Here is a 22,849-nt window from a genome sequence, read left to right as displayed (position 1 = left end):
AGCCGTACCGAACGACGTCGGCGCGGTCCCCCCGGTGGGGCCGCGCCGACGTCGTTTCGCGTCAGGTCAGGTCGCTCAGCCGGACCGACCGGCCCTGCGTCGCCGAGAGTCGGATCGCGTCGAGCACGGCCTGACCGGCGACGCCGTCTGCGAAGGTGGCGGGTCGGGGCTCGTCCGCGCCGATCGTCTCACCGAGGATCCGCCGCCGGAAGGCGTCGGCCAGCCTGGTGTACGGGGCACGGTCGAGGCCGGTGGCGTGCATCCAGTCGTACGTCGTCTCGAACAGGTCGTGCGGCGGCGGCACCGGCGCCGGGTTCACCAGGTCCGCCGGCACCGGGACCTCCCGGTCGCCGTCGGCGTCGGCCTGCCGAAGCGTGCGGCCGTCGATCCAGAGCGTGCCCGTCGTGCCGGAGACCCTGGTCGTCATCAGCATCGGCCCCCAGGCGCCGACGGTGCTCTGCAGTACCCCGTCCACCCCGGAAACGGTCCGGAAGTGCACCGTGAAGCTGTCCTCGGCGCCGCGTCCCTCCGCGTCCGCTCCCCGGTCGGCCACCACCGGAAGCCCGGCGCTGACCATCTCGAATTCACCTAGGGTGCTTCGGATCTGGTCGATCATGTGGGTGCCCTGCGCGCCGAGCCAGCCACCCCCGCTGGCGGCGTCGGTCCACCAGTTCGGGGCTTGGCTGGACGGGTCCGCGAACATCGGCAGGTGCATCAGGAACGTCGCCAGTCGGGGTGTGCCGATGGCGCCGCCGGCCACCTGGCGGCGCAGCAGCGCCTGCTCCGTCGCGTACCGGAACTCGGTGCCGATCTGGTGCACGACGCCAGCCCTCTCCACGGCCTCGAGCATTGCGCCGGCCTCGGCGAGGTTCGCCGCGAACGGCTTCTCGCACACCACATGCAGGCCGCGCTCGGCCGCCTCGATGGCCAGTGCGGCGTGCGTGTGTGGGGGAGTGGCGATGGTGACGGCGTCGATGTCGGCGGCCCCGAGCGCTTCGTCGAGGGAGGTGACCGCGTGCTCGATGTCCATCCGCCGTGCCCGTTCGGCGGTGCGCGCGCGGTCGCGTCCGATCAGCGCGCGCACCTCGAATCCGGCGTCGCGGAACGCGGGCACGTGTGTGATGCAACCGAACCCGGTGCCGATCACGGCCAGCCCCAGCGATTTGTCCGTCATGTCTCTTCCTGACTGAATTGAGTAGTTGTCGGGCGCGACCGACGGGAGGTTCTTCGGCCGGTCTTTCCTTGCAGGTGGACCGCAGCACGCTATTTAGTGTGCGACACTTAAAATCGCTGCGGCGTAATGGTATTCGCAAAGTCGTCATGTGTCATTCGGCGCTCATGTAGCGTCCGGTCGCATCGAGAGCCGGGGCCGCAGGAGGCGCCGGATACGAGTGATTTGGAGTCAGATTGAAGCGACGTATCGTTGCGAGCCTCATGTTCGCAACCGCAGGAATCCTGTTGGCGCCCGCAGCCGCACACGCCGCCCCCGGACAGGTGATCTGCCTGCCGGGCCAGACCCACACCGAGGGGGGACTGGCCTGTGACACCTCCGCGCTCGGTTCAGCCGCGCAACCCACGCCGATCACGCAGCCCCAGGCCGCCGACAACGGTTCCAGCAACTTCGCCGCCGGCGTCGCCTTCGACTTCGACGACCTCGAAGACCTGATCAGGTCCCTCTCGGGCGGCATCCGGAGCGGCCAGCAGTAGCCGGCATACGGACGGGTGCGGGCGCTGATCGATTGGATCGGCGCCCGCACTCGTATGCTGGACGGATGACGAAGTGGACTTCTCGGGACATCGTCGACCAGCGCGGACGCACCTTCGTGGTGACCGGTGCGAACAGCGGGCTGGGGGAGGTGACCGCGCGGGCGCTCGCCGCGTCCGGCGCGCATGTCGTGCTGGCCTGCCGAGACGTCGCGAAGGGCCAGCGGGTCGCGGCCGAAATCGGCGACAACGCCGAGGTTCGCAGGCTGGACCTCGCGGACCTGGCCTCGGTCCGGGATTTCGCCTCCGGGATCGAGAAGGTCGACGTCCTGGTGAACAACGCCGGCGTCATGGCGGTTCCCCGGCGCAGCACCGCAGACGGTTTCGAGATGCAGATCGGCACCAACCACCTGGGGCACTTCGCGCTCACCGGCCTGCTGCTCGACCGGGTCACCGACCGGGTGGTCACCATGTCCAGCCTGGCGCACAAGCTCGGCACGGTCGACCTGGCCGACCTGAACTGGGAGCGGCGTCGCTACCGCCGATGGGCGGCGTACGGGCAGTCCAAGCTCGCCAATCTGCTGTTCACCTACGAGCTGCAGCGGCGGCTGACCGCCGCCGGATCCAAGGTGAAATCCGTTGCCGCGCACCCTGGCTACGCGTCGACGAACCTGCAGTCGCACACCGAGTCGGTGTGGGACCGCCTGATGGGCATCGGTGACCTGTTCGCGCAGAGCGCCGAGATGGGTGCGCTGCCCGAGTTGTACGCGGCCTCGGCGCCCGACGTCTCCGGTGGCACCTTCATCGGGCCCGACGGCCCGTTCGAGCAGCGCGGCTACCCGAAGGTGGTGGTGTCCAACCGCAAGTCGCGCGACGAGTCGATTGCCCGAGGCCTGTGGGCGCAGTCCGAGCGCCTCACCGGCGTCCACTACTCGTTCGGGAGTTGAGTTCGTACACATGGCGATTCGCAGACTGAACCATGCCGTCCTGTTCGTCTCCGACCTCGAGCGCAGCCTCGCGTTCTACGTCGACGTGCTCGGCTTCCGTCCGCTGCCGGGCGGATTCCCGGGCGCGGCCTTCCTGCAGGCCGCGAACTCGGCCAACGACCACGACCTCGGCCTGTTCCAGAGTCCGAGCGGGCCGAGTCGGGCGCGTCAGGGCGACGTCGGCCTCTACCACCTGGCGTGGGAGGTGGACACCCTGACCGACCTCGCCGAGATGCGCGAAAGGCTCTCCGCGGCAGGAGCCCTGGTGGGTGCGAGCAACCACGGATCAACCAAGGCGCTGTACGCGAAGGACCCCGACGGCATCGACTTCGAGGTCTGCTGGCTGGTTCCGGACGCCCGCATCGAGGAGGAGTTGGTGCCCGGGATGCCGCCGACCCGCCCGCTCGACATCGTGGCCGAGATCGCCCGGTACGGCGCGGACACCCCGAGCGGGCCGCGCACCGACCATGCGGTGTGGGCGCGGCTGTTCGCCGGTCGCTAGCGCGCGGCTGGTCAGCTCGGCGTCGGCGAGTAGTGCTGCGGCAGGTCCCGGCGCTCGGCCGGCGGCAGGTTGCGCGCCGGCGTCTGCACCAGCGGGGCGGCGGCCGGTAGCTCGCCGCGGGAGCGCTGCCAGGCGGCCCGGGCCCGCGGGTGGAAGCGCCGGTCGAAGGGCAGCAGCTTCCAGGACCACGCCACCGCCCGCCCCAGCGCCACCAGGGCAAGTTCGTCCGCGCGGGACCACTTGTACCCCAGCCGTTTACGCACTGGGTCCGGGTACATCCCGACGGTGAGCCACACGTAGCCGCGGGCCACCGGGATGCGGGCCAGACGCCACAACGGTTCGGGCAGCCAGGACATGAACGGCGGCCGCTCGAGCCGGCCGATGTCGAGGACGTCGCGGGTGGCCTTGTTGTCCTCGAGTACGTTGACGCACATGTCGTTCCAGTACTCCTGGAACGACTTCCAGTCCGGCGGGACGTTGCGCATGGTCATGCCGTACAGCCGGTACCACTGGATGCTCTCGGCGTAGAGCCGTTCCTTGTCCAACTCGGCGAGCCGGTCGCCGAAGTACTTGTTGACCGCGATCGAGCCCATCGCGAAGGTGGCATGCGCCCAGTAGAACGTCTCGGGGTTGAGGGCGCTGTACGGTCGGCCGTTCTTGTCGATGCCCTTGATGGTGCGGTGGTAGCCGCGGATCTCCACGGCCGTCTGCTCGGCCCGTTCACCGTCGTAGACGACGCCGTAGATCGGGTAGAGCGAGCGGTAGAGCCGCTCCCAGCGCTCGTCGAAGAAGAGCGAGTGCTCCTCGACGCCCGCCCCCAGTTGAGGGTGCATGTTCTGCATCGACCCGGCCCACAGTCCGAGCAGGATGCCCCGCCAGTCGCCGAAGTACTTCCAGGTCAGCGATGTTTCGTCCAGCGGTACCGCGACCTCGTGCGCCATCGACACTCCCATGTTCAGCCCACCCTCGATGGGGTCGACGCTAGGAGTGACAACGCACGTTGTCAACAGTGGACGGGGCATCCTGCGGCCGGTCAGGTCAGAGGGTGACGACCATCTTCCCGGTGTTCTCTCCGCGCATGAGCCCGATGAACGCGGTCGGCGCGTTCTCGAGGCCGTGCACGGCGGTCTCGTCGAACTGGATCCGGCCGTCGGCCAGCCACCGCGTCATGTGGTCGCGGAACTCCGGGGCGAGGTGCTGCTGGGAGCCGACCAGGAAGCCGCGCAGGGTGATCGCCTGTCCGATCACCGCGGCGAGGTTGCGCGGCGCCGCCGGCGGTTCGGTGCTGTTGTACTGGGCGATCGCGCCGCACAGGGCGATGCGTCCGCCGTGGTTCATCGCGCCGATGGCCGCCTCGAGGTGCTCGCCGCCGACGTTGTCGAAGTAGACGTCGATTCCGTCCGGTGCCGCCGCCGCGAGCTGGTCGGAGACCGGGCCGTCGTGGTAGTCGAAGGCGGCGTCGAAGCCCAGGTCGAGCAGCCTCGCCACCTTGGCGGGGGAGCCGGCGCTGCCGACCACGCGGCCGGCGCCGAGGAGCTTGGCCATCTGGCCGACGAGGGAGCCGACCGCGCCGGCGGCGCCGGAGACGAAGACGGTGTCGCCCTCGCGGAACTGAGCGATCGAGGTCAGTCCGGCGTACGCGGTCAGGCCGGTCATGCCGAGCGCGCCGAGGTAGGCGGAGGCGGGCGCCACTGTGACGTCCACCGGACGTGCGGACGCGGCGGGGACCACCGCGAGCTCACGCCAGCCCAGACCGTGGACGACGGTGCTGCCGACCGGGTGCGACGGTGCGCGGGAGGCGATTACCTCGCCGACCGCGCCGCCGTCGAGCGGGGCGTCGAGCGCGAAGGGCGGCAGGTAGGACTTGACGTCGTTCATCCGCCCGCGCATGTACGGGTCGACGGACATCACGATGTTGCGGACCAGGAGCTGGCCGTCCTCGAGCTCGGGGACGGGCACCTCCGCGAGCCGGAAGTCCTCCGGCGTCGGCCAGCCGTCGGGCCGGGAGGCGAGCTGGATCTCCTTGCTGGTGACGCTCATTCGCCGGCCTCGGCGATCACGAGGGCGACGTCGATATTGCCGCGGGTGGCGTTCGAGTACGGGCAGACCTGGTGGGCCTTCGCCGTCAGCTCCTCGGCCTCGGCGCGAGCGAGGTGCGGCAGGGACACCTCGAGGGTGACCTCGAGGCCGAATCCGCCGCCCTCGAGCGAGCCGATGCCCACCCGGGCGCCGACCGCGGAGTCGGCGACGTTCGCCTTGGCCTGGCGCGCGACCACCTGCAGCGCGGAGTGGAAGCAGGCCGCGTAGCCGGCCGCGAACAACTGCTCGGGGTTGGTGCCTTCGCCGGTGCCGCCCATCGCGACCGGGATCGCGAGGTCGAAGTCGAGCCGGCCGTCGGACGAGCGGGCGTGCCCGTTGCGGCCGTCGCCGGTGGCGAGCGCCTCCGCGGTGTAGAGAGCCTTCATGGTGTGTCTCCTTGGTAGGGGAATCGGTGTCGGTAGGGGAATCTGTGCCGGCCGGCGGTCAGGAGCCGGAGCCGTGCAGGGCCGCGACGACCCGGAGCAGTGCCTGGCGGAGCGCCAACAGCTCCTCCTCCGACATCCCGGTGGCCGCCGCGAGCTTGCGGGGAATGTCCGCGGCGCGCTCGCGCAGGGCGGTGCCGGCGTCGGTGAGGTGGATCTCGACGCGTCGCTCGTCGCTGCTCAGGCGCCGACGCTCGACCAGGCCGAGGCCCTCGAGTCGTTTGAGCAGCGGCGAGAGGGTGCCGGTGTCGAGGCCCAGTTCGTCGCAGATCTCGCGCACCCCGCGGCCGTCGCGCTCCCAGAGGACCAGGAGCACCAGGTACTGGGGGTAGGTGACACCCAGCTCGTCGAGCAGCGGCCGGTATGCCGCGGTGGCCGCTCGGGACGCCGAGTAGAGGGCGAAGCACACCTGCCGGTCGAGGGCGAGATCGTCGGTCACGACAAGAACGGTAGTGCACGGTTCAGTTGTGCACAACCTATGTGGGCGGCCGCACACTCGCCCACCCCGCGGGGCCGCGGTGGGATCCACGCGACCCGGGCAGTCCCTTGCGGGGGTAGTACGCGTACCGATCGCGCAGCGCGGAGAGCTGGGGTCGGGCCGTGTTCAGGATCTCGACTGCTGATCGATCGTCCGTCGAGAAGGCCCCGTTCGCGCCGGCTTTCGCGAACCAGACGTTGACCAACTCCCGGAGCTTCTCCGGGTGCTCCGCAGCCAGGTTGTTGACCTCCGCGCGATCGACGTCGGTGTGGTCCGGGGAACAGTCCGAGGAGGAACCTCAGTCACCGCCTTGACCTGCACCGGATGCACCAGGGCCGCGCGCGACGGTATCCCTGGCTGTTTGGGCGGAGGTAGGATGGCGAGATTCCGTGCAGTTGCGCCAATTGCGCCAGTCACGCGGCGGGAACGGGTGCGGTCGAGAGCAATCCTTCTCACGCGGGTTGCGCGCATCCGAACAGCGGCGCCGTCACGAAATGGCCGGTTGCCCCATCGTGTTCGCAGGGCCCCTCGCCGGTCCCGAAGTAATGCGCCGACGGAAGGAATTGAGCATGAAGATCGTCGTCATCGGCGGCACCGGGCTGATCGGCTCGACGCTCGTCGCTCGCCTGAATGAGGCTGGCCACCAAGCGGTTCCGGCCGCACCCAGCACGGGCGTGAACACGCTCACCGGTGAGGGAGTGGGGGAGGTGCTCCAGGATGCGAACGTGGTGGTCGATGTCTCCAATTCGCCGTCGTTCGCCGACGACGACGTCATGAACTTCTTCCGGACCTCCACCACGAACCTGCTCGAGGCCGCCGCCGCGGCCGGCGTCGGACACTACGTCGCCTTGTCGGTGGTCGGTGCGGATCGGTTGCCGGAGTCCGGGTACCTGCGGGCGAAGGCGGCGCAGGAGGAACTGATCAAGGGATCGGGCCTGCCCTACTCGCTGGTGCACGCGACGCAGTTTTTCGAATTCGCCGGTGGCATAGCCGATTCCGCGACCGTCGACGGCGAGGTGCGGCTCCCCGGTGCAGGTGTGCAACCCATTGCCGCGGACGAGGTGTCATCGGTCGTGGGTCGCACGGCGGTGGGCACTCCGCTGAACGGCACCGTCGAGGCCGCGGGTCCGGAAGTGTTCGGCATGGACCAGTGGATCGGCACGGTACTGGCCGCGCGTTCCGATCCGCGCACGGTGGTCACCGATCCCCGGGCGCGGTACTTCGGGGCCGTGCTCGGGCCCGAGAGCCTGCTGCCCGGCCGTGATGCGGAGCTGGCGCAGACACGACTGTCGGAGTGGCTGGCGCGCCAGTGACATCGGTGCGCTGACTGCCGGCACCGGCACACGGCATTTGCGGGCGACTGCACGCAGCAGCCGGCCACCACCACGATGACTCACGGGAACCGATTCGCGATGGCCGAGATGATTTCACCAGGTGCGTGCTCCTGGATGAAGTGCCGTGCATGGGGTAGCTCGACGACGTCGAGATCGGCGAATGCGTCATGTAGCCGCGGGATACACGCTTTCGGACGGAACACCATGTCCCGCATCCCCCACACCGCCAGAGTCGGCTTGTGTCCCAGTAGCGCGGGCACGTCCTGGGCGAGTTGCGCCAACTGTGGGCGTGCGGCACGAATTTCCTTGGGCATGACCGCAAGTCCACGCCGCGCTTCCGCTGTGGGTTGCACCATGCGGTAGTGGTCGGCTTCTGCCTCGGTCAGCGTGCGGCCAAGTTCCCCGAGCAGGACGCGCTCCACAAGGAGGTTTTGCTCGAGTATGCGGCGTTGTATGGGTCGGCTGCCCATGATCACGCTGAATGCCCGATTTGCCAGTGGCTCGATCGGCCAGAACGCCGTGTTGCCCAGCACGATCCCCCTGACTCGATCCGCCCGCTCGGTTGCCACGCTCAGTCCGATAGGTCCACCCCAGTCCTGCCCCATCAGGACAAAGCCGTCCAGCTGAAGGTGGTCGACCAGTTCACCCAGGACCATCGTGTGCCCGGCGATTCTGTATCCGAAATTCGCCGGCCGTTCGGACAATCCGAAGCCCAGGTAGTCCACCGCAATGCACCGGTACCGGTCGCGCAGGACATTCACGATGTTGCGGTAGAGGAAACTCCACGTCGGGGACCCGTGGCAGAACAGAATCGGTGGTCCCGCCCCCTCGTCGATGTAGTGAATCCGACCGGCAGACGAGTCGAACCAGCGCGACTCGAACGGGTACAGAGTCTCGTCGGGAACGAAATCGATCAGCATTGGGCGCCCTCCTTGTCCGGACCATCTTCCTCACGTCGCGCGGTAGGTCTGGCGCGCTCGAATACCTCGTATCTGCGCACCGCCATCTCCGCTACACCTGTAGCGGAGGAGTGTCTAGCACGCTACACCTGTAGCATCGGATCGTGTCTACACGAACGACCGGTGGCCGTGAACGCCGAGAGCTGATCGCCAACAGCGCCATTCGCGTCATTGCCCGTGACGGAGTTCGCGCGCTCACACACCGAGGCGTCGACAAAGAAGCCGGAATCCCACAGGGGTCGACCTCACACCATGCAAGAACCCGGCTCGCGCTGCTCGAACTCATCGTCAACACACTCGCCGAACGCGCGATAGCCGATGCCAGGCAAGCTGCAAACTCTCTGAACGCAACGTCCCAGAGTGAGCGCCAACTGAGCATCGCTGAGCTTGTGGGCGTGATCACCGCACTCGTCGAGACACTCGCGGACCGCCGCGACGACATGAGGGCCCGCTACGCACTCGTCCTCGAACTCGATGACGAACCGCTGCTTCGAGGAAAGCTGACGACGCAGTCCGAAGTCCACGCCATAACCCGAGAAGTGACAGCGTCGCTCCTCGCCAGGGCAGGTCTTCCCAATTCCGACAAACGGGTCGAGGAGTTGATCTCCCTCACGGATTCCCTGGTGTTCCGGCGAACGATCATCCAGGAGACGACCTCCCCGGAATCCATCCTCACCGCCTACCTGCGGGGCGTAGCCGCCCTGTAGGCAACCCCGCCGGAGAGTTGTGAGACCCGACCGACATGTTGAGCTGCCCGAAAATCGGACCGTCGTTCGATTCTCGGACATGGGGCTTATGCCGGACCGTCGGAGCTCAGCGACCCTGATTCGCGCCGGGCCTCGGTCAACGTTCACTCGGGCCGCTGCGACGGATCTGAGAACCATCCGCCAAATGCGGTGACCGTTCACAGCGGCGCGCGCTGTGACTCGCCAACGATGTTGGCAAACGCGGCCGCCTTGACCTGCGGTGTGACAACTGGGTGTGGGTCACACTACTTCGGACTCTTTGGCGCGGTCGCCGAGCCAGACCCACAGCGATGATGCGGCGGCGATCAGGCCGGCGATGGCGAGTGCTGACGGGCCCCATTCGATGACGAGAGTCGAGGTGTGGGTGCCGGTAGCGGGGAAGCTCAGTTCGCAGCGCGAGGCGACGATGACGACCCAGGCTTTGCGGAAGATCGCGGGAGAGGCCACCACGCTGTCGGCACCGGCCAGGACGGATGGCGGGATCGGCTGCGACGCACATACCTCGATCGGGGCGATAACGAAGAATGCAGCGACGTAGACGACGAGGCCGACGCCGATGCCGAGCAGTCCGAGCGCCTTGCGCATCCGGTGATTCCCCCTGAGTATCGCCATGCCGTGCCAGGTTCAACCATCAGGACCGCGCCACCCAGCGCTGGAAGTCAGAGCCTGAGACGTCAGAACCGCCTACCGTCCCCAGCCGCCGCCGTTGAACGGGATTATCTTGGTACGCGTCCCATCAGGATGACGAGGGGCCACCGATGAGTACCTGCTGGCGGCCCGGTCGCGGAGCAAGTTTCCAGGGCGAAGGAAACCTAGAACTGCCCGGATCCACCAGAACCGAGAACGAACCTCCGGCTGTCCAGGACGGGGATCCGGGATTGGCTCCTGCCTGACATAGCGGTCCATACGCAGACTCTAGGCACGCGGACTCCCAAACCGCACAGAATTTGGCCTGGGCCTGTGGGTGTTCGCCAGCCGGCCCCAGCCGAGGCGCCGCACTTCTCGACGACCCGCGTGAAGGCGTCGTCGGACTCGGGCCGCCACGTCAGCGAGCGCCTCCCGCGTCCGTGCCCCAGTGCATTTACCGGGGACGGTCCTCCATGAGTGACAGGTTGAGCGACGGCACCGCAGCCGCCGGCCCGTCACGCCACAGCAGGGCGGCCTTACGGCGGTAGCTCCGGGCAAAGCCGTGGAGGAGGACGAAGCGCGGCACGGCCGGGACCACGCGCAAGATCACCTCGCGGCCATCCGGTTCGAGCCCGTCGATGACCCAGTGTCCTTCAGCGCCGAGTTCGGCGAAGCTCTTCGGTTTGACGAAGTGCTCGTGCTCGACGGCGAGGTACTCGGCGGTGGTGATGGTGGCCGCGACGACCGGCATCATCTCGAGCTCTTCACGCCGCAGGTGCGGCAGCAGGACGTCGCCCAATCCGGCCAGCGCGACGAGCAACTGTTCGCGTGCGGACCCCTCGTCACGGTAGGCGTGTGCGGCCTCTTCCACGGCGGCGACCGCCGGGGCAATCCGTTTGTGGTCTGCGTCCATCCGGTCGAGCAGCGCACCCGCCGACGGGTTTCTGGACCGGATCAGCGGCCACAGTCCGACATCTTCACCGGTGTGGTGAATGTGCAGGAAGCGCATCATCCAGAGCATGTGCGCGGCGAGCTTGCGGCGACGTCTCCCGTCCGGGTACGGCTGGATCTCGAGTACCATCCGGGTTCGTTCCAGGTCCCGGCGCAGCGCGCTGTGGACGATCCCCATGCTTCGTGTGTCGGCGGGCTCATGCAGGTTGGTCTCCATGGCCCTCTCCTTTCACTCTTCCAGTGCCAGAAGCCTGGTGATGGCTCCGGCAAGCCAATCCTCGTACTGTCCAGGGTTCCAACCGGCGCTGCCGGTCAGGAGCTCGTAGACTTCCACCGTGATCACGGCCCATAGCCCATCGCTCTCGGTGGAGCTCAGGTCACGGCCCGTTATCAACGCCCCGGCCACCTGCACAGTCATGCGCTGGCGCCGCCGCTCGTCCTCCAGCCTTGACGCGAGTGCCGGCTCCACGGCCGACGCCTCACGCAACGCCCCCATCAGCCCCATGGTGCGTCCATTTATGCCGGTGACCAACGCCGCGGCCGCCGCGGCACGTTTCCGGTGTGTCCCGTGGGCAAGTGCGGCGAACTCCGGGCGGTCCATCAAGGCCACGGGCTGATCGTCGCCGACCACCGCCATGTCGAGGACCTGGTTCAGCAGTCCCGGCTTGGAACCGAAGTTGGCGTACACCGTCTCGAATGACACACCCGCCGCGCTTGCGATGTCGCGCATCCCGGCGGACCAACCGCGCTTACCGAACAGGGCGGTGGCGGCATCGAGAATCCTGCGCCGGGTCTCCTCGGCCTGACGTCGTCGAAGCGTCGAGTCGTACCGTCTTTTAGTCCTCGCGGAGACCGATGCAGCGCGGGGTCCGTCTGCGCCCACGTCCCTATTGTGTAACTTTCTTGCTTTCAATACCAGTGCTGACAAGCCAAATTAGCGGTCGGTCGGTGGGGTCGGTGTGAATCGCCAGGCGCGAGGGAGCGTCTCAGAAACGGCTGACTGTGACCTTCAACTGAAAGTGATGGACCGGGCCGAGTGAGCGGCACACCCCCAGCCAGTGCCGGCGGTGGGCCGCTCCAGATTCGCATCACTCCAGGGGACTCACCCCGGCGGTGCGTTGGATGGCGTGATCGTGATCTGGCATCGGACCGCTCAGGACGCAGGGACTGCCTGCGAGCGTAGGTGCTCGGCGAATTTACGCGCTGCCCGCAGATCGTTGATGTCTGGTCGTCCCTTTCTGATGCCGCCGACGAGCTTGAACGGCAGGTAGGTGTCGAACGCCCGGCAGGAGAACGTGTCGACCACCTCGAGCCCCTTCTGCTCGAGTAGTCGTTCGAGAGAACGGTTGTAGCGCCGCAGCGGAGGTTCGGGGAGGCCGCTGGTGGAGAACAGGAACGCCGCGGTTGCAGGCTGCGGCGGGAGGGCCCTGACGAAGTCTCGGAGCTGTGGGTGGAACGACATCTGGAAGATCCCGGACCCGAATCCCACCAGGTCGTAGCCTGCCAACGCGGCTGGATCGACCTGCTCGGGAGCCATGACCGGCGCCGACAGCACTCCGCCCATGACTTCGGCGATCTTTCTGGTGTTGCCGTGCGAGACGGATGTGCACACGATCAGTGCCTTCACGATGATTCTCCTGCCGATGTCGTATCCATGTCGTGTCCTGGCATTCGTGTGAGTGATGCAAGTCCTGCTGTGGCCATGCGCCATCGCCACAACCTCCCTGCCCTCTCGCCGACCTCGATCACACACGTAGAGACACCCACCGCGACGGAAATGTGACACCCGGCCCGATTCGATCGGTCCCGCCCGGGCAAATTGCCAATCACGCCGGCTGGTTACAGGCGGTGTGAATCGTCAACGCTGTTGGCAGTTCCCGAGGCACGGACCTGCGGTGTGACAACCATCGTGGGCGACGATCGAGTGCGATCGTGGTCAATGCAGTTGGCAACTGTTCAGGGCAGGAGCTGAACGTAGCCGTGTAGGGGTATGCGGTTGGAGCATGGAAGCCAGCCCAGCCCCATGATCACTGGGTTCATCCAGTCCGCAATGGTGTTGGCGGTCATCGGTTGGCTCCGCCGGCGAGGAGGAAGTTAGCCACCTGATAGTATGGTGGCTAATGAATACTTGGGTGGGCGTGAAGGAAGAGCTGTTGCTGTCTCGGATCGGCGAGGACGAGTTGGCGCGGCTGATGATGACGCTGCTGACGACGGCGCGTCGGATCGATGCGGCGTGCGCGGAGCTGCTCGCCGGCCATGACCTGTCGGAGGGGCGACTTGCCGCGCTGCTGGCGGTCAGCGCGGAGCCGGGGATTACCCCTGGCTCGCTCGCGGATCGTCTCGATGTCACACGGGCAACAGTCACCGGCCTGCTCGATGGCCTCGAACGCCGAGGGCTGGTCGAGAGGGACGGGAAGGCGGGCGATCGGCGCTCGCTCACGCTCCATGTCACCGCGCCGGGCGAACAGCTCGTCGCCACCCTCACCCCGATCTATGCGGACTGGCTGTATCACCTCGGCGGAGGGATCAGCGCCGACGATCGTCAGGTTGCGGCCCGCACGATGATCGCGATCCAACGCAACCTCCGTGGCGGTGACGAAGGGTGAGCGGGCGCGGGGTGCGGCGTCGCGCCAGTATCGACGCCGACCACCTGACAGCGCTGAGCCAGGGGCGGGTGGCATCGCGCACGCTCGCCGATGCCTTGGCCGTCGATCATGCAACCCTGCTCCACAGCGTCATCTCCGACGCGGACGATGACCTGCGTGCCGCCGTCGCGGAGGCGCAGTTGTTGGGCATCCTCAAACGGATGCAGCGCATCGGTGCCGCGCTCGGCCACTACTTGGACGTCGAAGGCCGGGTAGTGCTCGCGACACACCCGTCGGATACGGTCCGCGGCTGGGTGTGTTTCATGATTGCCGGCACAACCGGTCCCCACGTTGGGGGTCTGCTGGAGGCGATACGTCCGTTGGCCGACGACCCTCATTTCGCGGTACGCGAGTGGGCGTGGATGGCCGTGCGCCCGGCGCTGGCAGCCGATTTGAACACGAGCATTCGGCTCCTCTCCGGATGGGCCGGGGACGGCTCCGAGCGCATACGGCGGTTCGCGAGCGAAGCGCTACGGCCTCGCGGGGTATGGGCTACGCACATCCCCGAGCTGAAAGAGAATCCCGACCGGGGCCTGCCCATCCTGGAGCCGCTCCGCGCCGACCCCTCCCGGTACGTGCAGGACTCGGTAGCGAACTGGATCAACGACGCTGCGAAGACCAACCCGGACTGGGCTCGGGCTCTCTGCGAGCAATGGCTCCACGCCGGAACGGGGGCCGCCACTGAGCGCATCGCCACTCGAGCACTCCGATCCATCTAGACCCATACAAACGATTCAGATAAGGATGCTGATGTCTGTTATCGAGATCATCGAGTTCACCACCCACCCGAACGTCGAACTCCGGGAACTCGAGCACGCGCTGGCAGCGCTCGATCACGAACTGCGCGATATCGGCGGATTCCAGTCATGCCACCTGTACCGCGCGGCAGATGTCGATGACGGATGGATTCTCGACTACCGGTGGGACACGCTCACCACCGCGCAGACCTCGATGGGCAAGGTTGCCGGCACAGATGCGTTCACCCATCTGATGGCCCTCGTCAACAAGCCCGAGACAATGAGAATGACCTACGGCACTCCCGAATAGAGCACCGCCACAGCTTTGGGCCGAGAGTTGACCCTGATCTCCTACGCCATGCCTCGCAGATGGCCCGAAGGGCTGTAGTCGATCTTCCAGTCCGTGTACACGCCGAGCGTCCCGTCTCGCAGACACCGCAGCCCGATGCTCACCCAGCGCACGTCGTCGCTCCCGTCGTCGACCGGGGCGAAGCCGACGGCGATGGCGAACTCCTCGCCGCCGCAAGGGCATTCACACTGGACCGGTTCGGCCTCGGGCCAGTGGTCCACGCTGTCGGCGATCAGGACGGCGTCGCCGCAGGCCACACACAGCCGTTCGGCGCAACCCGCCTCGTCGTCCACGCCTATCTCGAAGGCTCGTCCGCCGCATTCCGCGCACACCGACTCGGTGACGGTGTCGACGTCGTAGCCACCGGCGCGGTAGTCCTTCACATGCACGGCGAGGGTGGCGAAATCCTCGCCGCACCCCGGTTCCTGAGTTTCTTCCAACGTCACTCTCGCCATTGTGCACGGCGAGCGGGCGCCCTCGGGCCCGCCGTCGGGCAGCTTGCCGAGGTGTGCGGACCACTCGGGTCGCGCTCTGCCGCCGGCCGGTTCGCGATCGGCCTGTGTCCACTTGCGTGTCCAATTGCCAACTGCGTTGGCCGCTGTGCGAACTACCTGGCAAATTGCCAATCACGCCGGCCGGTTACAGGCGGTGTGAATCGCCGACTCGCCAACGGGTTCACGGCCTGCGAGTGAAACCAGCAGCCCGTCCGGCAAAGCCCACCCGACCCCGACACGCATGCAAGACGGGTAGCAATGAGCGCTGCGGGGTCGACCGCCACGGACCCCGGAGCTGGACGAGACCCACCGCTTTCTCAGTCGGCGAAGTTCTCGGTGTAGCCGAGGAAGAGCGTCCGCCTGCGAGTCAGGGCGTCCTCGAGGCGAGTCCACCCGGGCGCGTCAATACTGCGGTAGATGGGCTTCAGCTCCTCGATGAGCTCGTTCGCCTTCAGCAGGGACAACGGCGTATCCCGTTCGAATCCAATCCAGGACGCACYGATACCAAGTGGGCGATAGCCGTAGGCGTCGGCGAGATGACGAGTGACGGTGTAGTTCTGGAACGTGTCCCAGTCGACGCTGAAGTACCCGTTCGGGAAGCCGGCGATTGCCGCCAGGCTGTCGCGGACCGGCACGTGGAGAACGTGGATCTCGTCGTCGAGAATGGTGGACGGGTCGTCGTTGACGGCGGCCATCCGGTCAATCCAGTCGGGAGGGCATTCTCGAGTGCCGTGCAGTTCGTCCCAGCTCGGTACGAGTTCGCTCCTGCCGAGCTGAGCCGCAGCATGAGCGACCTGCCGGAGCTCGAAGCGCCGTTGAGCGCCTGGGTCGTTCAGAAAGTCGAGATCGTCTGTCGCAACTTCGAGTTCATCGGCCTCGCCGGCGTGCATGCTCGTGTACGAAGCTTGGGCGAGATCGTCGAGGGTAATGAAGATTCGGGAGTCGAGATTTGCGGCTCGTTCTGCAGACACCAGCGTCAGAATGTCATCGACGTCCTGAACGTCACTCAGTCGTGCGCGCGTCAAGACGCTGGTGCGGGGGTCCTGAGCTCCGTCGGGAATCCGGTCGATCTTCATTGACTCAGGCTAGGTCTACGGCCCGTCGCTGCTACTGCCGCCGCGGCGAGACTGACACAGCCGGGCACTTTGATGCCTGCAATGGCGTCCGTCCAAGTGGTCGCGCCGTGAGACTTGCCCTGTCGCAGGGCGCGCCGTGCGACGGCGGGTGGGGCGATCCTGGCGACCGCCGCGAAGGAACAACTCCGCTCGGGGAAATCGGTCAACTACCTGACCATCCGCCAACCATCGTGACCGTTCGTCATGCGAACGGTGGCGGCCGTTTCCGGGGCTGTCAATCGCCAACGAAGTTGGCAACTCTCGGAGACCTGACCTGCGGTGTGACAACTAGCGTGGCCACGGGGGAGTGCGATCGTCGCCGTCGAAGTTGGCATTTGTTCGGTCGATCGGCGGTCCGTGGGTGCAGCAGCCTTGGTTGCCTGGCCGTATGCAACGGCTCGCAGCCTGCCGAAGATATACCGGTCGGTATGGATTCGATGGGGAATTCACCGGTGATTGGTCGAGTGATTGCATCGGCCGCGCTTGGAGTCAGTGGCTGAAGTCTTCACGACCCCTGACCGCTCCTGCGGCAGCGACCACGACTCGCGATCCGATGCCGCAGATGCTGGTCCCGGTGCCCACATCGGCACCGCAGGTGCAGATTGCACCCCTCGTCGCTCCACCTCCTGTGCCGGCACCCCATGTCAGCGCTGTCGCTCCTCCAGCACCCGGTGATACGGCCCTGTCGAAGCGCTGACACCTGACCTCGCAGGAGGTACGGAGGATGCCGTTGCGGAGCCCACGCCCACCGCCGCCGACCCGTGTCGATCGTCTGGGCAAGGTTGACCCCGTCTGGGGACGAAGTTAGGTCGTGGTGGCCTGCTCGGGTGCGTCGGCGGGCGCGATGATCTTCTTTTCGTCGCTGGCGCCTGGGGTGATCTCGATACGCCTGGGCTTGGCCTTCTCTACCACAGGGAGGGTGACGGTGAGCACCCCGTTCTGATAGGTCGCGGCGATGTGCTCGGAGTCAATTCCGTCGCCGAGAGACAGCTGACGCATGTAACCCCCAGTGAAGCGTTCGGAGGCCAACCACTGCACGTCGTGTTCGGTGCGCTCGCTGCGCTGGGCCTTCACGGTGAGGATGCCGCCATCGACACTGACCTCGACGGAACCGGGATCCACGCCGGGAAGGTCGGCGTGCAGGACGTAGTGATCGCCGGACCTGTATAGGTCCATCGGCATGAACCGTGGGGCCCGGGCGGATCCGGCCGCCGCCCCGAGCATCTGCTCGCTGAGCCGGTCGAAATCGCGGAATGGATCGAATCGAAGTGGCACAGCAACCACCTCCTACAGGTTGGTGGGCCGCACCCCGCCACCGTGGTGGGATGTCGGCTCGGCTGTGCTCCTCTCGGTTTAGCACTTCGCAGGCACTAGTGCCAGTGCCAGTGCCAGGCACGACCGGGCGTGCTGGCATCGCACCGTGCAGGCCTCCGGTAGAGAACCCTCGGGCCACGATCGCCCCCTATGCCCCGCACGGTCCTTGTGCTCGACATCGGCACCCACACAGTCACCGCGGCCGTCCGCAGCCGCGACGGCCAAGCCACCAATGTGCGCGTGGACCACACCGACACCCCATCGGCCACCCTGGTTGTCGATCAAGCCGGACAACCGCGGGCGCCGCGCGCAAGCGACCCCCCAGAACCTCGACCAGGTTCGCGCCGGACAGGTCCGCGCCGCGCAGGTCCGCGGTGCTCGCTGGATTAGCCCCACCGCAGACCTGCTCCACTTTTACGTCAAAGATCCCAGTCCAAGCAGGGGTCACCACCGGCCGACAGCAGCAGGCCGTCGCCGTTGCTCGTCATGTAGTCGGTCGGCATCTGCAAGCGCTGCCCGTGCTCGGTGGCTGCGAAGTCCAGCAATTCGTGGATCGAACGAACATGCAGCTCAATCGGCTCCGAATGCGGGTTCTCGTGAGGATGAAGCAACGCGACATCGCACTCCGGAACATAGTGAGCCAGGGCACTGAAGGTGCTGCCCTCACCCGGAATGGAGATGCGAATGTGTTCGGTGGTATCGCCACCTGGAGGCACAGTCCACCACAGCGACGTCGTTTCTCCGTCGTCTTGGGTGACGGAGAGCTCTGTGGACCACGGCCCGGTGAACCCGAAGTCGACGATGAACCGGAAAGGGGACGAGGCCGTTCCTGCGGCGCGGACCGTATAGCCACCGACTGTCGGGATTTCACCACTGTCGATAACAGCCGTGACCGATGACTGGAATCGATCGATTTTGGCGGAGTCAGGCGGCCACTCCATGGAGCGCCGGGTGTAGGCACGGTGCGCGTCCCGGTCGCCCACCCATGCCGTTCCAATCGCGGTGTGATCCTCTGCGACACCATTGCAAACCGTCCAGAGCTGCGGATCGGGCGCTCTCTTGGCGATCACGAACGACTTTGAGACTCCGCGGATCGCGCTGAGCTCAGCGGTGTACGCCACCAAATCAACGATGACCTCGTCGGTTGACATACCGCGCAGCCCGACCAGGTGACGCAGTGCGGCAGCGGGGGTGTCTCCAGCGAACCCAGCGACTAGGTCGTCATCGAGGATCACCACCTTCTGACACGGGCGCGTGTCGGTCTGGCGACTTGCTCGCTCGTCGTGTTCAACCGTCACCTTTGTGTCGGCGATGAGCGTGAGATCACCGTCTTCTTCGGTGATCTGTGCGATTACGAAAGTCACGAGCACACGATACGGACGAGTAGCGCCGAAATCTGGTTGAGACGGTTGGGAGGCACGCCCTGGCCGCGTTACGACGGCAACGGCTATACCGCGGTTGGCCAACCGATCTCCGCGATGTCGTCGGTGAGGTTGATGATGCTCGCGGACGGGTTCAGTGCGGCCACAATTTGGCCGGTCAACGGTTCGCCATCAAAGAGATGCCTCATCGCCTCAACCTGCTCAGTGCTCGGATTTAGCTCATAATAGGTGGCTGCCCAGCTGGCGTGCTGAGCTGCGTCGCGGGTCAGCGCTTCTGCCAGGTCAGGAATCCGCAGTTCACCTGCGAGCAGCTGCCAGATGCCCGCGTCGCACGTCGCCAACCACGAGATACGATCCATGGAGAACGCCGGTTCGGCCCAGAAGTCCTCGAGCCCTGTGATCGCGGGTGTATTGGCGGCCCAGCCGGCGGAAGGTGGCGACACCGCCGGACTTTGGGGTTCGTAGGACTTGAATCCGATGGCATCATCCGAGATCAGGGCGAAATACTCGGCGCCTTCACCGTTCCGGGCCGAGGCCATCGACTGTCCGGAACCCCATTCCGAGTCGAACGAGTAGTAGCGGTGTTCCCACTCCGGGCACAGGATCGCGTCGATGATCGCGAGAGCCTTGGCCCTTCGCGAAAACGCCAGACCAACCGGAAGTGCTTCGATGGAATCGCTGCCCATGGATCAAAAGTACTCGGGGCGACTGAACCCCAGCTGGAAGCCTGCCGTCAAAGTGCCGCCGGCACCACCATGCGGGGCAAGTGGAATGGCGGGGCAGCGCGCGGTGGATGGACACGCGGCCGGATACGGCGACACTTGCCCTTCACAACGCATGCACGGGCGGTGGTTGTGAATCGTCATCGTAGTTGTCATTTCCCGGCGCTCTGATCTGCGGTGTGACAACCGGCCTGACGACGGCAGAGCCCGATGGTAGTCATCGAAGTTGGCATTTGTTCACAGTTGTTCGTTGGTCAAATCATGTTCAGTGTCGGCTGGCGGCTCCACCTCGCAGGTGTGATGGCAGGATTCGGAACAAATTCGCCGACGATCGACGCCTACGCCTGGCCGATCGAACTGGACATGATTGCCGCGTTCGCGGCCAGGTACGTAAAGCAGCCGTGCTCAGACCGGACTCGATAGCCGCACGCCCCCTGCCCGCGAGCCTGCCCGGGGAGAACCGCGCGGTCTCCTGGTCAGGTGCCTCTCCGCAGGAGACCCCGAACTCGTCACGGGCGCACAGCACCTCGCGTCGATCGCCGCGGGCGTCGAGGTCGCCCCGCCCGGCGGCTACGCCACCGCCGGCGACACCACCCGGCAGGGCGCGATGGCCGCCATGCTCGGCGCCGCGGCCGGCCGAGGCATCGTCGTCGAGACAGATCCGGAGCTGTGGGACGGCATCATCGACCCGGGCGCCAATGACGGAATCATTCACTGAGCGGAACGGGCTACTCCCGCATGGACTACCGCAGCAGCCGACCATTCCGAGATGAACGACGCGACCCGCGGGGCCCACGGTTTCCGCGGCCCGCGGTGACCGACAGCCCGAACATGACCGACGCGATCCACCGCCAGTTGTTCTCCGACTACCGGCCGGCGGCCGTCCCGCGCCCCTGACCGGGGGTGGAGTTCACAGGCTTGTTCGTGGTTCGGTGTTCGCCGCGGACACGTGATCCGTGGCCCCCCCCTCAGCGACCATTCCTTGGCTGGTGTCGTACTCGGCGGTGCAGGTGGCGCGACTCCGCCAACGTGAGCGGGTCCTGAGCGCACAGGTCACCGGGACGACGCCTTCAGTGCTGCGCTACGCCTCGCGGGCCGCGACACGCGCGAGCAGCCGATCGCCCCCGGCGCCGAAACGGTCACCGAAATCGCGGGCGAGTTCGGGGCCCTGCAGGGCGGCAAAGCTGCGCGCGTCGAGCTCGGGATCAGCGTCGTCCGCGGAGTGCAGCCAGATCCACACGTCATTCCCCGCGGCATCGCGAAACTCGCCATCCGCCTGCATCCGCTGGATCGCACGCACGATCCGGCTCTCGTATTGCAGCCGGAGGGAATCATAGGCACCTGCCTCGAGCTCTTTCCCCGTACCGCCGATCAGTGCCTGGGTGCCAGAGAGCGCCCAGATTGCGCTCGTTACCCGCCCTGGCGCGGCATCGTCCGGGTCTTCAGCGCTGAGCGGCCACTCCGGCGGACTCCAGGCCCACTGCGCCTTGTCTGCGCTCGACCCCTCGAGCCCAGCGGCCCAGGTCGCACCGGCCCCGGCAACGAAGAAGCCGGTGAGGTCTTCGACCATGCCGCAGGCCACCATCGCGAGCGAGTCGTCGGCATCGCGGAGTTCCGCGACGCACGCGCGGAGCGTAATGAGGATCGCCGCGTCGAGGCTGGCAAAGTCAAACACGGGCTCACCGTAACACCAGGAGACGGCGCCGAGCCTGCCGCCGGCCCCTCCGTCGACTCCGCTGCGAACGGCGCTCCCCGACTGCAAACCGGCAGCGGGACAACCACCGCGCGCGCTCGGCCACACACTTGAAATCTGCCAACTAGCCTGACGATTCACAGTTGCGGCGCCGCCTGTGAACCGCCAACGGTGTTGGCAATTCCCGGAGCCCTGATCTGTGGTGTGCCAAATAGCGTGGCGACGGCGGAGCGCGATCGTGGTCATCGAAGTTGGCATTTGTTCGGTCGGTGGCGGGTCCACCAGCTGGATCCGCGTCAGGGTCACGGCCGGTAGGGAAAAAGCGTGCTCCTGACGAGTGAGAGCAGACCTGCGCGAGGAGTCGTCGCCGCGACCCGCCCGGCGTTTTCGCGCCCTACAGCCGGTGAGGACTTGTCGGCGCCCTATCCTGCGTTCTGGGCGGCCAGGTTTCGCGCCACCTCGGCCTGCCACACGTCGTTGGCGCGCGCGGTGTCGATCTCGTACTCGTAGCGCGTGGTCATCTCTGGGGACACGTCGCCGACGTCGACATAGAACTGCCGATACCACCGCCGCAGCTGGTAGACCGGGCCGTCCTCTTCGGTGAGCAGGGGGTTCTCGATCCTCGTCTTTGACCGCCACACCTCGATGTCCTCGAGGAAGCCCCGGCTGAAGTTGCCCGAGAACGCTCGCGCCATCCGGTCGTTCTGCTCGTCGGTGAGACCCGGCAGCTTCTGCACCGCAATTCCCCACTGCAACATGAAGGACTCGGACGAGATCGGATAGTGCGAATTGATCAGCGCGACCTCGATCACCGAGTCCGGTGCGACGTGATTGTGGATGAGGTTCACCATGTAGGCAGGGCCGAAATAGGTTGCCTCCGAACGTAGATGCGCATCATCCGAGGAGTGTTTGCCAGTGCCGAACACGTCCGGGCGGGCCTTCGAATGCATGAACTGCGATGCGCAGTGCCCGTCGAGCACGTTCTTGAAGTAGGTCGGATAGGCGTGGTGGATGTAGAAGAAGTGCGCCATGTCGACGGTGTTGTCGATGATCTCCCGGCAGTGCGAGCCCTCGATCCGTTCCGAGTTCCACACCCAATCAGTCCATGCCCCCGATTCGATGCCGTCGATCGTTGGGGGCAGCAGATCCGTTGATGCATCGGACCCTTCGGGGTCGTGCCAGATCAGCAACTGACCATTGCACTCGGCCGTAGGCCACCTGCGGGTTCTGGCCAGCCGGGGCACCCGGCGTGCATAGGGAACGCCCGTGCAACGACCAGTGAGCCCATCCCAGCGCCAGTCGTGGAACGGACAGGCGATCGCATCGTCTTTGATCATCCCGCCCGACAGGTCGGCACCCATGTGTCGGCAGTACGCGTCGAGCGCCCGAAGCTCGCCGCCGGCTTCGGCGAAGACCACGAGCCGGGTCCCGAATGCATCAAGGCCATGCGGCCGGCCGTCCCGAAACGTGTCGGCGAGCCCCACGCAGTGCCAGCCGCGCGCGTAGCGGTCGATCGGCTGGCCGGTGTCTATGTCGCGATAGTCCATACCCGGATTTAAGCGCGTGTGCTTAAATCCGTCAAGGGTAAG

25 protein-coding genes are annotated in these 22,849 nt (G+C 66.4%); 8 read left to right on the top strand and 17 right to left on the bottom strand.

The annotated features are described in order from the left end of the window. Positions 1-61 precede the first annotated feature (61 nt). A complete protein-coding gene (locus AC1DU4_RS01100) occupies positions 62-1,174 on the bottom strand; it encodes a Gfo/Idh/MocA family protein (RefSeq protein WP_477837169.1) in 1,113 nt (370 codons plus the stop codon). Between the two features lie 260 nt (positions 1,175-1,434). Here AC1DU4_RS01100 and AC1DU4_RS01095 point away from each other — a divergent pair, with 260 nt between their 5' ends. The 3 genes from AC1DU4_RS01095 to AC1DU4_RS01085 all read left to right on the top strand — a co-directional run bounded on the left by AC1DU4_RS01095 (position 1,435) and on the right by AC1DU4_RS01085 (position 3,192). Next, positions 1,435-1,707, top strand: a complete 273-nt coding sequence (locus AC1DU4_RS01095) for a hypothetical protein (protein WP_477837167.1) — start codon at positions 1,435-1,437, stop codon at positions 1,705-1,707. 65 nt (positions 1,708-1,772) lie between these two features. Then, the gene (locus tag AC1DU4_RS01090) at positions 1,773-2,651 is read left to right on the top strand and encodes an oxidoreductase (protein ID WP_477837166.1); all 879 of its coding nucleotides are present in this window, start codon (positions 1,773-1,775) and stop codon (positions 2,649-2,651) included. 10 nt (positions 2,652-2,661) lie between these two features. After that, positions 2,662-3,192 carry a VOC family protein gene (locus tag AC1DU4_RS01085; RefSeq protein ID WP_477837165.1) on the top strand — a complete coding sequence of 177 codons (531 nt, stop codon included), beginning with the start codon at positions 2,662-2,664 and terminating at the stop codon, positions 3,190-3,192. A gap of 11 nt (positions 3,193-3,203) precedes the next feature. Here the strand turns inward: AC1DU4_RS01085 and AC1DU4_RS01080 are convergent, their stop codons facing one another. The 4 genes from AC1DU4_RS01080 to AC1DU4_RS01065 all read right to left on the bottom strand — a co-directional run bounded on the left by AC1DU4_RS01080 (position 3,204) and on the right by AC1DU4_RS01065 (position 6,153). Then, positions 3,204-4,145 carry an oxygenase MpaB family protein gene (locus AC1DU4_RS01080; protein ID WP_477837163.1) on the bottom strand — a complete coding sequence of 314 codons (942 nt, stop codon included), beginning with the start codon at positions 4,143-4,145 and terminating at the stop codon, positions 3,204-3,206. An 85-nt stretch (positions 4,146-4,230) separates the two neighbouring features. Further along, positions 4,231-5,232, bottom strand: a complete 1,002-nt coding sequence (locus tag AC1DU4_RS01075; RefSeq protein WP_477837161.1) for an NADP-dependent oxidoreductase — start codon at positions 5,230-5,232, stop codon at positions 4,231-4,233. Continuing rightward, entirely contained in the window at positions 5,229-5,657 is a 429-nt protein-coding gene (locus AC1DU4_RS01070; protein WP_072843001.1) for an organic hydroperoxide resistance protein, read from the bottom strand. The genes AC1DU4_RS01075 and AC1DU4_RS01070 overlap by 4 nt, the downstream gene beginning before the upstream one ends. A gap of 58 nt (positions 5,658-5,715) precedes the next feature. Beyond that, entirely contained in the window at positions 5,716-6,153 is a 438-nt protein-coding gene (locus tag AC1DU4_RS01065; protein ID WP_477837159.1) for a MarR family winged helix-turn-helix transcriptional regulator, read from the bottom strand. A gap of 608 nt (positions 6,154-6,761) precedes the next feature. Here AC1DU4_RS01065 and AC1DU4_RS01060 point away from each other — a divergent pair. Then, positions 6,762-7,505, top strand: coding sequence for an SDR family oxidoreductase (locus AC1DU4_RS01060; protein ID WP_477837434.1), 744 nt, complete (start codon positions 6,762-6,764; stop codon positions 7,503-7,505). An 80-nt stretch (positions 7,506-7,585) separates the two neighbouring features. Here AC1DU4_RS01060 and AC1DU4_RS01055 read toward each other — a convergent pair whose 3' ends face one another. Next, a complete protein-coding gene (locus tag AC1DU4_RS01055) occupies positions 7,586-8,446 on the bottom strand; it encodes a haloalkane dehalogenase (protein WP_477837157.1) in 861 nt (286 codons plus the stop codon). A 143-nt stretch (positions 8,447-8,589) separates the two neighbouring features. Here AC1DU4_RS01055 and AC1DU4_RS01050 point away from each other — a divergent pair, with 143 nt between their 5' ends. Beyond that, a complete protein-coding gene (locus AC1DU4_RS01050; RefSeq protein ID WP_477837156.1) occupies positions 8,590-9,192 on the top strand; it encodes a TetR/AcrR family transcriptional regulator in 603 nt (200 codons plus the stop codon). Positions 9,193-9,471: 279 nt separating this feature from the next. Here the strand turns inward: AC1DU4_RS01050 and AC1DU4_RS01045 are convergent, their stop codons facing one another. The 4 genes from AC1DU4_RS01045 to AC1DU4_RS01030 form a co-directional block, all read right to left on the bottom strand. Then, positions 9,472-9,816, bottom strand: coding sequence for a hypothetical protein (locus AC1DU4_RS01045; RefSeq protein WP_477837154.1), 345 nt, complete (start codon positions 9,814-9,816; stop codon positions 9,472-9,474). Positions 9,817-10,312: 496 nt separating this feature from the next. Further along, complete coding sequence (locus AC1DU4_RS01040) at positions 10,313-11,026, bottom strand: hemerythrin domain-containing protein (protein WP_477837153.1); 714 nt, start codon at positions 11,024-11,026, stop codon at positions 10,313-10,315. Between the two features lie 12 nt (positions 11,027-11,038). After that, positions 11,039-11,692 carry a TetR/AcrR family transcriptional regulator gene (locus AC1DU4_RS01035; RefSeq protein WP_477837151.1) on the bottom strand — a complete coding sequence of 218 codons (654 nt, stop codon included), beginning with the start codon at positions 11,690-11,692 and terminating at the stop codon, positions 11,039-11,041. Between the two features lie 270 nt (positions 11,693-11,962). Beyond that, positions 11,963-12,436, bottom strand: a complete 474-nt coding sequence (locus tag AC1DU4_RS01030) for a flavodoxin family protein (RefSeq protein WP_477837149.1) — start codon at positions 12,434-12,436, stop codon at positions 11,963-11,965. 505 nt (positions 12,437-12,941) lie between these two features. Between AC1DU4_RS01030 and AC1DU4_RS01025 the strand changes: the two genes are divergently transcribed. The 3 genes from AC1DU4_RS01025 to AC1DU4_RS01015 are packed head-to-tail and all read left to right on the top strand — an operon-like array spanning position 12,942 to position 14,501. Then, entirely contained in the window at positions 12,942-13,415 is a 474-nt protein-coding gene (locus AC1DU4_RS01025) for a MarR family winged helix-turn-helix transcriptional regulator (RefSeq protein WP_477837147.1), read from the top strand. Further along, positions 13,412-14,173, top strand: a complete 762-nt coding sequence (locus AC1DU4_RS01020; RefSeq protein WP_477837145.1) for a hypothetical protein — start codon at positions 13,412-13,414, stop codon at positions 14,171-14,173. Before AC1DU4_RS01025 ends, AC1DU4_RS01020 begins: the two co-directional genes overlap by 4 nt. A gap of 31 nt (positions 14,174-14,204) precedes the next feature. Further along, positions 14,205-14,501: a hypothetical protein gene (locus AC1DU4_RS01015; protein WP_477837143.1), complete on the top strand. Its 297-nt coding sequence runs from the start codon at positions 14,205-14,207 to the stop codon at positions 14,499-14,501. Between the two features lie 41 nt (positions 14,502-14,542). Here AC1DU4_RS01015 and AC1DU4_RS01010 read toward each other — a convergent pair whose 3' ends face one another. The 7 genes from AC1DU4_RS01010 to AC1DU4_RS00980 all read right to left on the bottom strand — a co-directional run bounded on the left by AC1DU4_RS01010 (position 14,543) and on the right by AC1DU4_RS00980 (position 22,807). Continuing rightward, on the bottom strand, positions 14,543-14,986 hold the full coding sequence (locus AC1DU4_RS01010; protein WP_477837141.1) for a hypothetical protein: 444 nt from the start codon (positions 14,984-14,986) through the stop codon (positions 14,543-14,545). A gap of 365 nt (positions 14,987-15,351) precedes the next feature. Further along, positions 15,352-16,110: a hypothetical protein gene (locus AC1DU4_RS01005; protein WP_477837140.1), complete on the bottom strand. Its 759-nt coding sequence runs from the start codon at positions 16,108-16,110 to the stop codon at positions 15,352-15,354. Between the two features lie 843 nt (positions 16,111-16,953). Beyond that, entirely contained in the window at positions 16,954-17,373 is a 420-nt protein-coding gene (locus tag AC1DU4_RS01000; protein WP_477837433.1) for an Hsp20/alpha crystallin family protein, read from the bottom strand. A 509-nt stretch (positions 17,374-17,882) separates the two neighbouring features. Then, a complete protein-coding gene (locus tag AC1DU4_RS00995; protein WP_477837138.1) occupies positions 17,883-18,827 on the bottom strand; it encodes a hypothetical protein in 945 nt (314 codons plus the stop codon). An 83-nt stretch (positions 18,828-18,910) separates the two neighbouring features. Then, the gene (locus tag AC1DU4_RS00990; RefSeq protein ID WP_477837134.1) at positions 18,911-19,531 is read right to left on the bottom strand and encodes a hypothetical protein; all 621 of its coding nucleotides are present in this window, start codon (positions 19,529-19,531) and stop codon (positions 18,911-18,913) included. A 1,117-nt stretch (positions 19,532-20,648) separates the two neighbouring features. Continuing rightward, the gene (locus AC1DU4_RS00985; RefSeq protein WP_477837132.1) at positions 20,649-21,242 is read right to left on the bottom strand and encodes a hypothetical protein; all 594 of its coding nucleotides are present in this window, start codon (positions 21,240-21,242) and stop codon (positions 20,649-20,651) included. Positions 21,243-21,682: 440 nt separating this feature from the next. Next, positions 21,683-22,807 carry a 3-ketosteroid-9-alpha-monooxygenase, oxygenase component gene (locus AC1DU4_RS00980; RefSeq protein ID WP_477837131.1) on the bottom strand — a complete coding sequence of 375 codons (1,125 nt, stop codon included), beginning with the start codon at positions 22,805-22,807 and terminating at the stop codon, positions 21,683-21,685. Between the last annotated feature and the right edge of the window lie 42 nt (positions 22,808-22,849).

Source organism: Rhodococcus sp. P4_F5, from assembly GCF_056401315.1.
This window is presented reverse-complemented; position numbering and strand designations above follow the sequence as displayed.

Bases quoted from the DNA above. Each gene is read 5' to 3' on its own strand.
- AC1DU4_RS00980 (WP_477837131.1), bottom strand. From the start codon at position 22,807: ATGGACTATCGCGACATAGACACCGGCCAGCCGATCGACCGCTACGCG.
- AC1DU4_RS01040 (WP_477837153.1), bottom strand. From the start codon at position 11,026: ATGGAGACCAACCTGCATGAGCCCGCCGACACACGAAGCATGGGGATC.
- AC1DU4_RS01015 (WP_477837143.1), top strand. From the start codon at position 14,205: ATGTCTGTTATCGAGATCATCGAGTTCACCACCCACCCGAACGTCGAA.
- AC1DU4_RS01055 (WP_477837157.1), bottom strand. From the start codon at position 8,446: ATGCTGATCGATTTCGTTCCCGACGAGACTCTGTACCCGTTCGAGTCG.
- AC1DU4_RS01095 (WP_477837167.1), top strand. From the start codon at position 1,435: ATGTTCGCAACCGCAGGAATCCTGTTGGCGCCCGCAGCCGCACACGCC.
- AC1DU4_RS01000 (WP_477837433.1), bottom strand. From the start codon at position 17,373: ATGCTCGGGGCGGCGGCCGGATCCGCCCGGGCCCCACGGTTCATGCCG.
- AC1DU4_RS01070 (WP_072843001.1), bottom strand. From the start codon at position 5,657: ATGAAGGCTCTCTACACCGCGGAGGCGCTCGCCACCGGCGACGGCCGC.
- AC1DU4_RS01075 (WP_477837161.1), bottom strand. From the start codon at position 5,232: ATGAGCGTCACCAGCAAGGAGATCCAGCTCGCCTCCCGGCCCGACGGC.
- AC1DU4_RS01100 (WP_477837169.1), bottom strand. From the start codon at position 1,174: ATGACGGACAAATCGCTGGGGCTGGCCGTGATCGGCACCGGGTTCGGT.
- AC1DU4_RS01045 (WP_477837154.1), bottom strand. From the start codon at position 9,816: ATGCGCAAGGCGCTCGGACTGCTCGGCATCGGCGTCGGCCTCGTCGTC.
- AC1DU4_RS01090 (WP_477837166.1), top strand. From the start codon at position 1,773: ATGACGAAGTGGACTTCTCGGGACATCGTCGACCAGCGCGGACGCACC.
- AC1DU4_RS00990 (WP_477837134.1), bottom strand. From the start codon at position 19,531: ATGGGCAGCGATTCCATCGAAGCACTTCCGGTTGGTCTGGCGTTTTCG.
- AC1DU4_RS01080 (WP_477837163.1), bottom strand. From the start codon at position 4,145: ATGGGAGTGTCGATGGCGCACGAGGTCGCGGTACCGCTGGACGAAACA.
- AC1DU4_RS01085 (WP_477837165.1), top strand. From the start codon at position 2,662: ATGGCGATTCGCAGACTGAACCATGCCGTCCTGTTCGTCTCCGACCTC.
- AC1DU4_RS01060 (WP_477837434.1), top strand. From the start codon at position 6,762: ATGAAGATCGTCGTCATCGGCGGCACCGGGCTGATCGGCTCGACGCTC.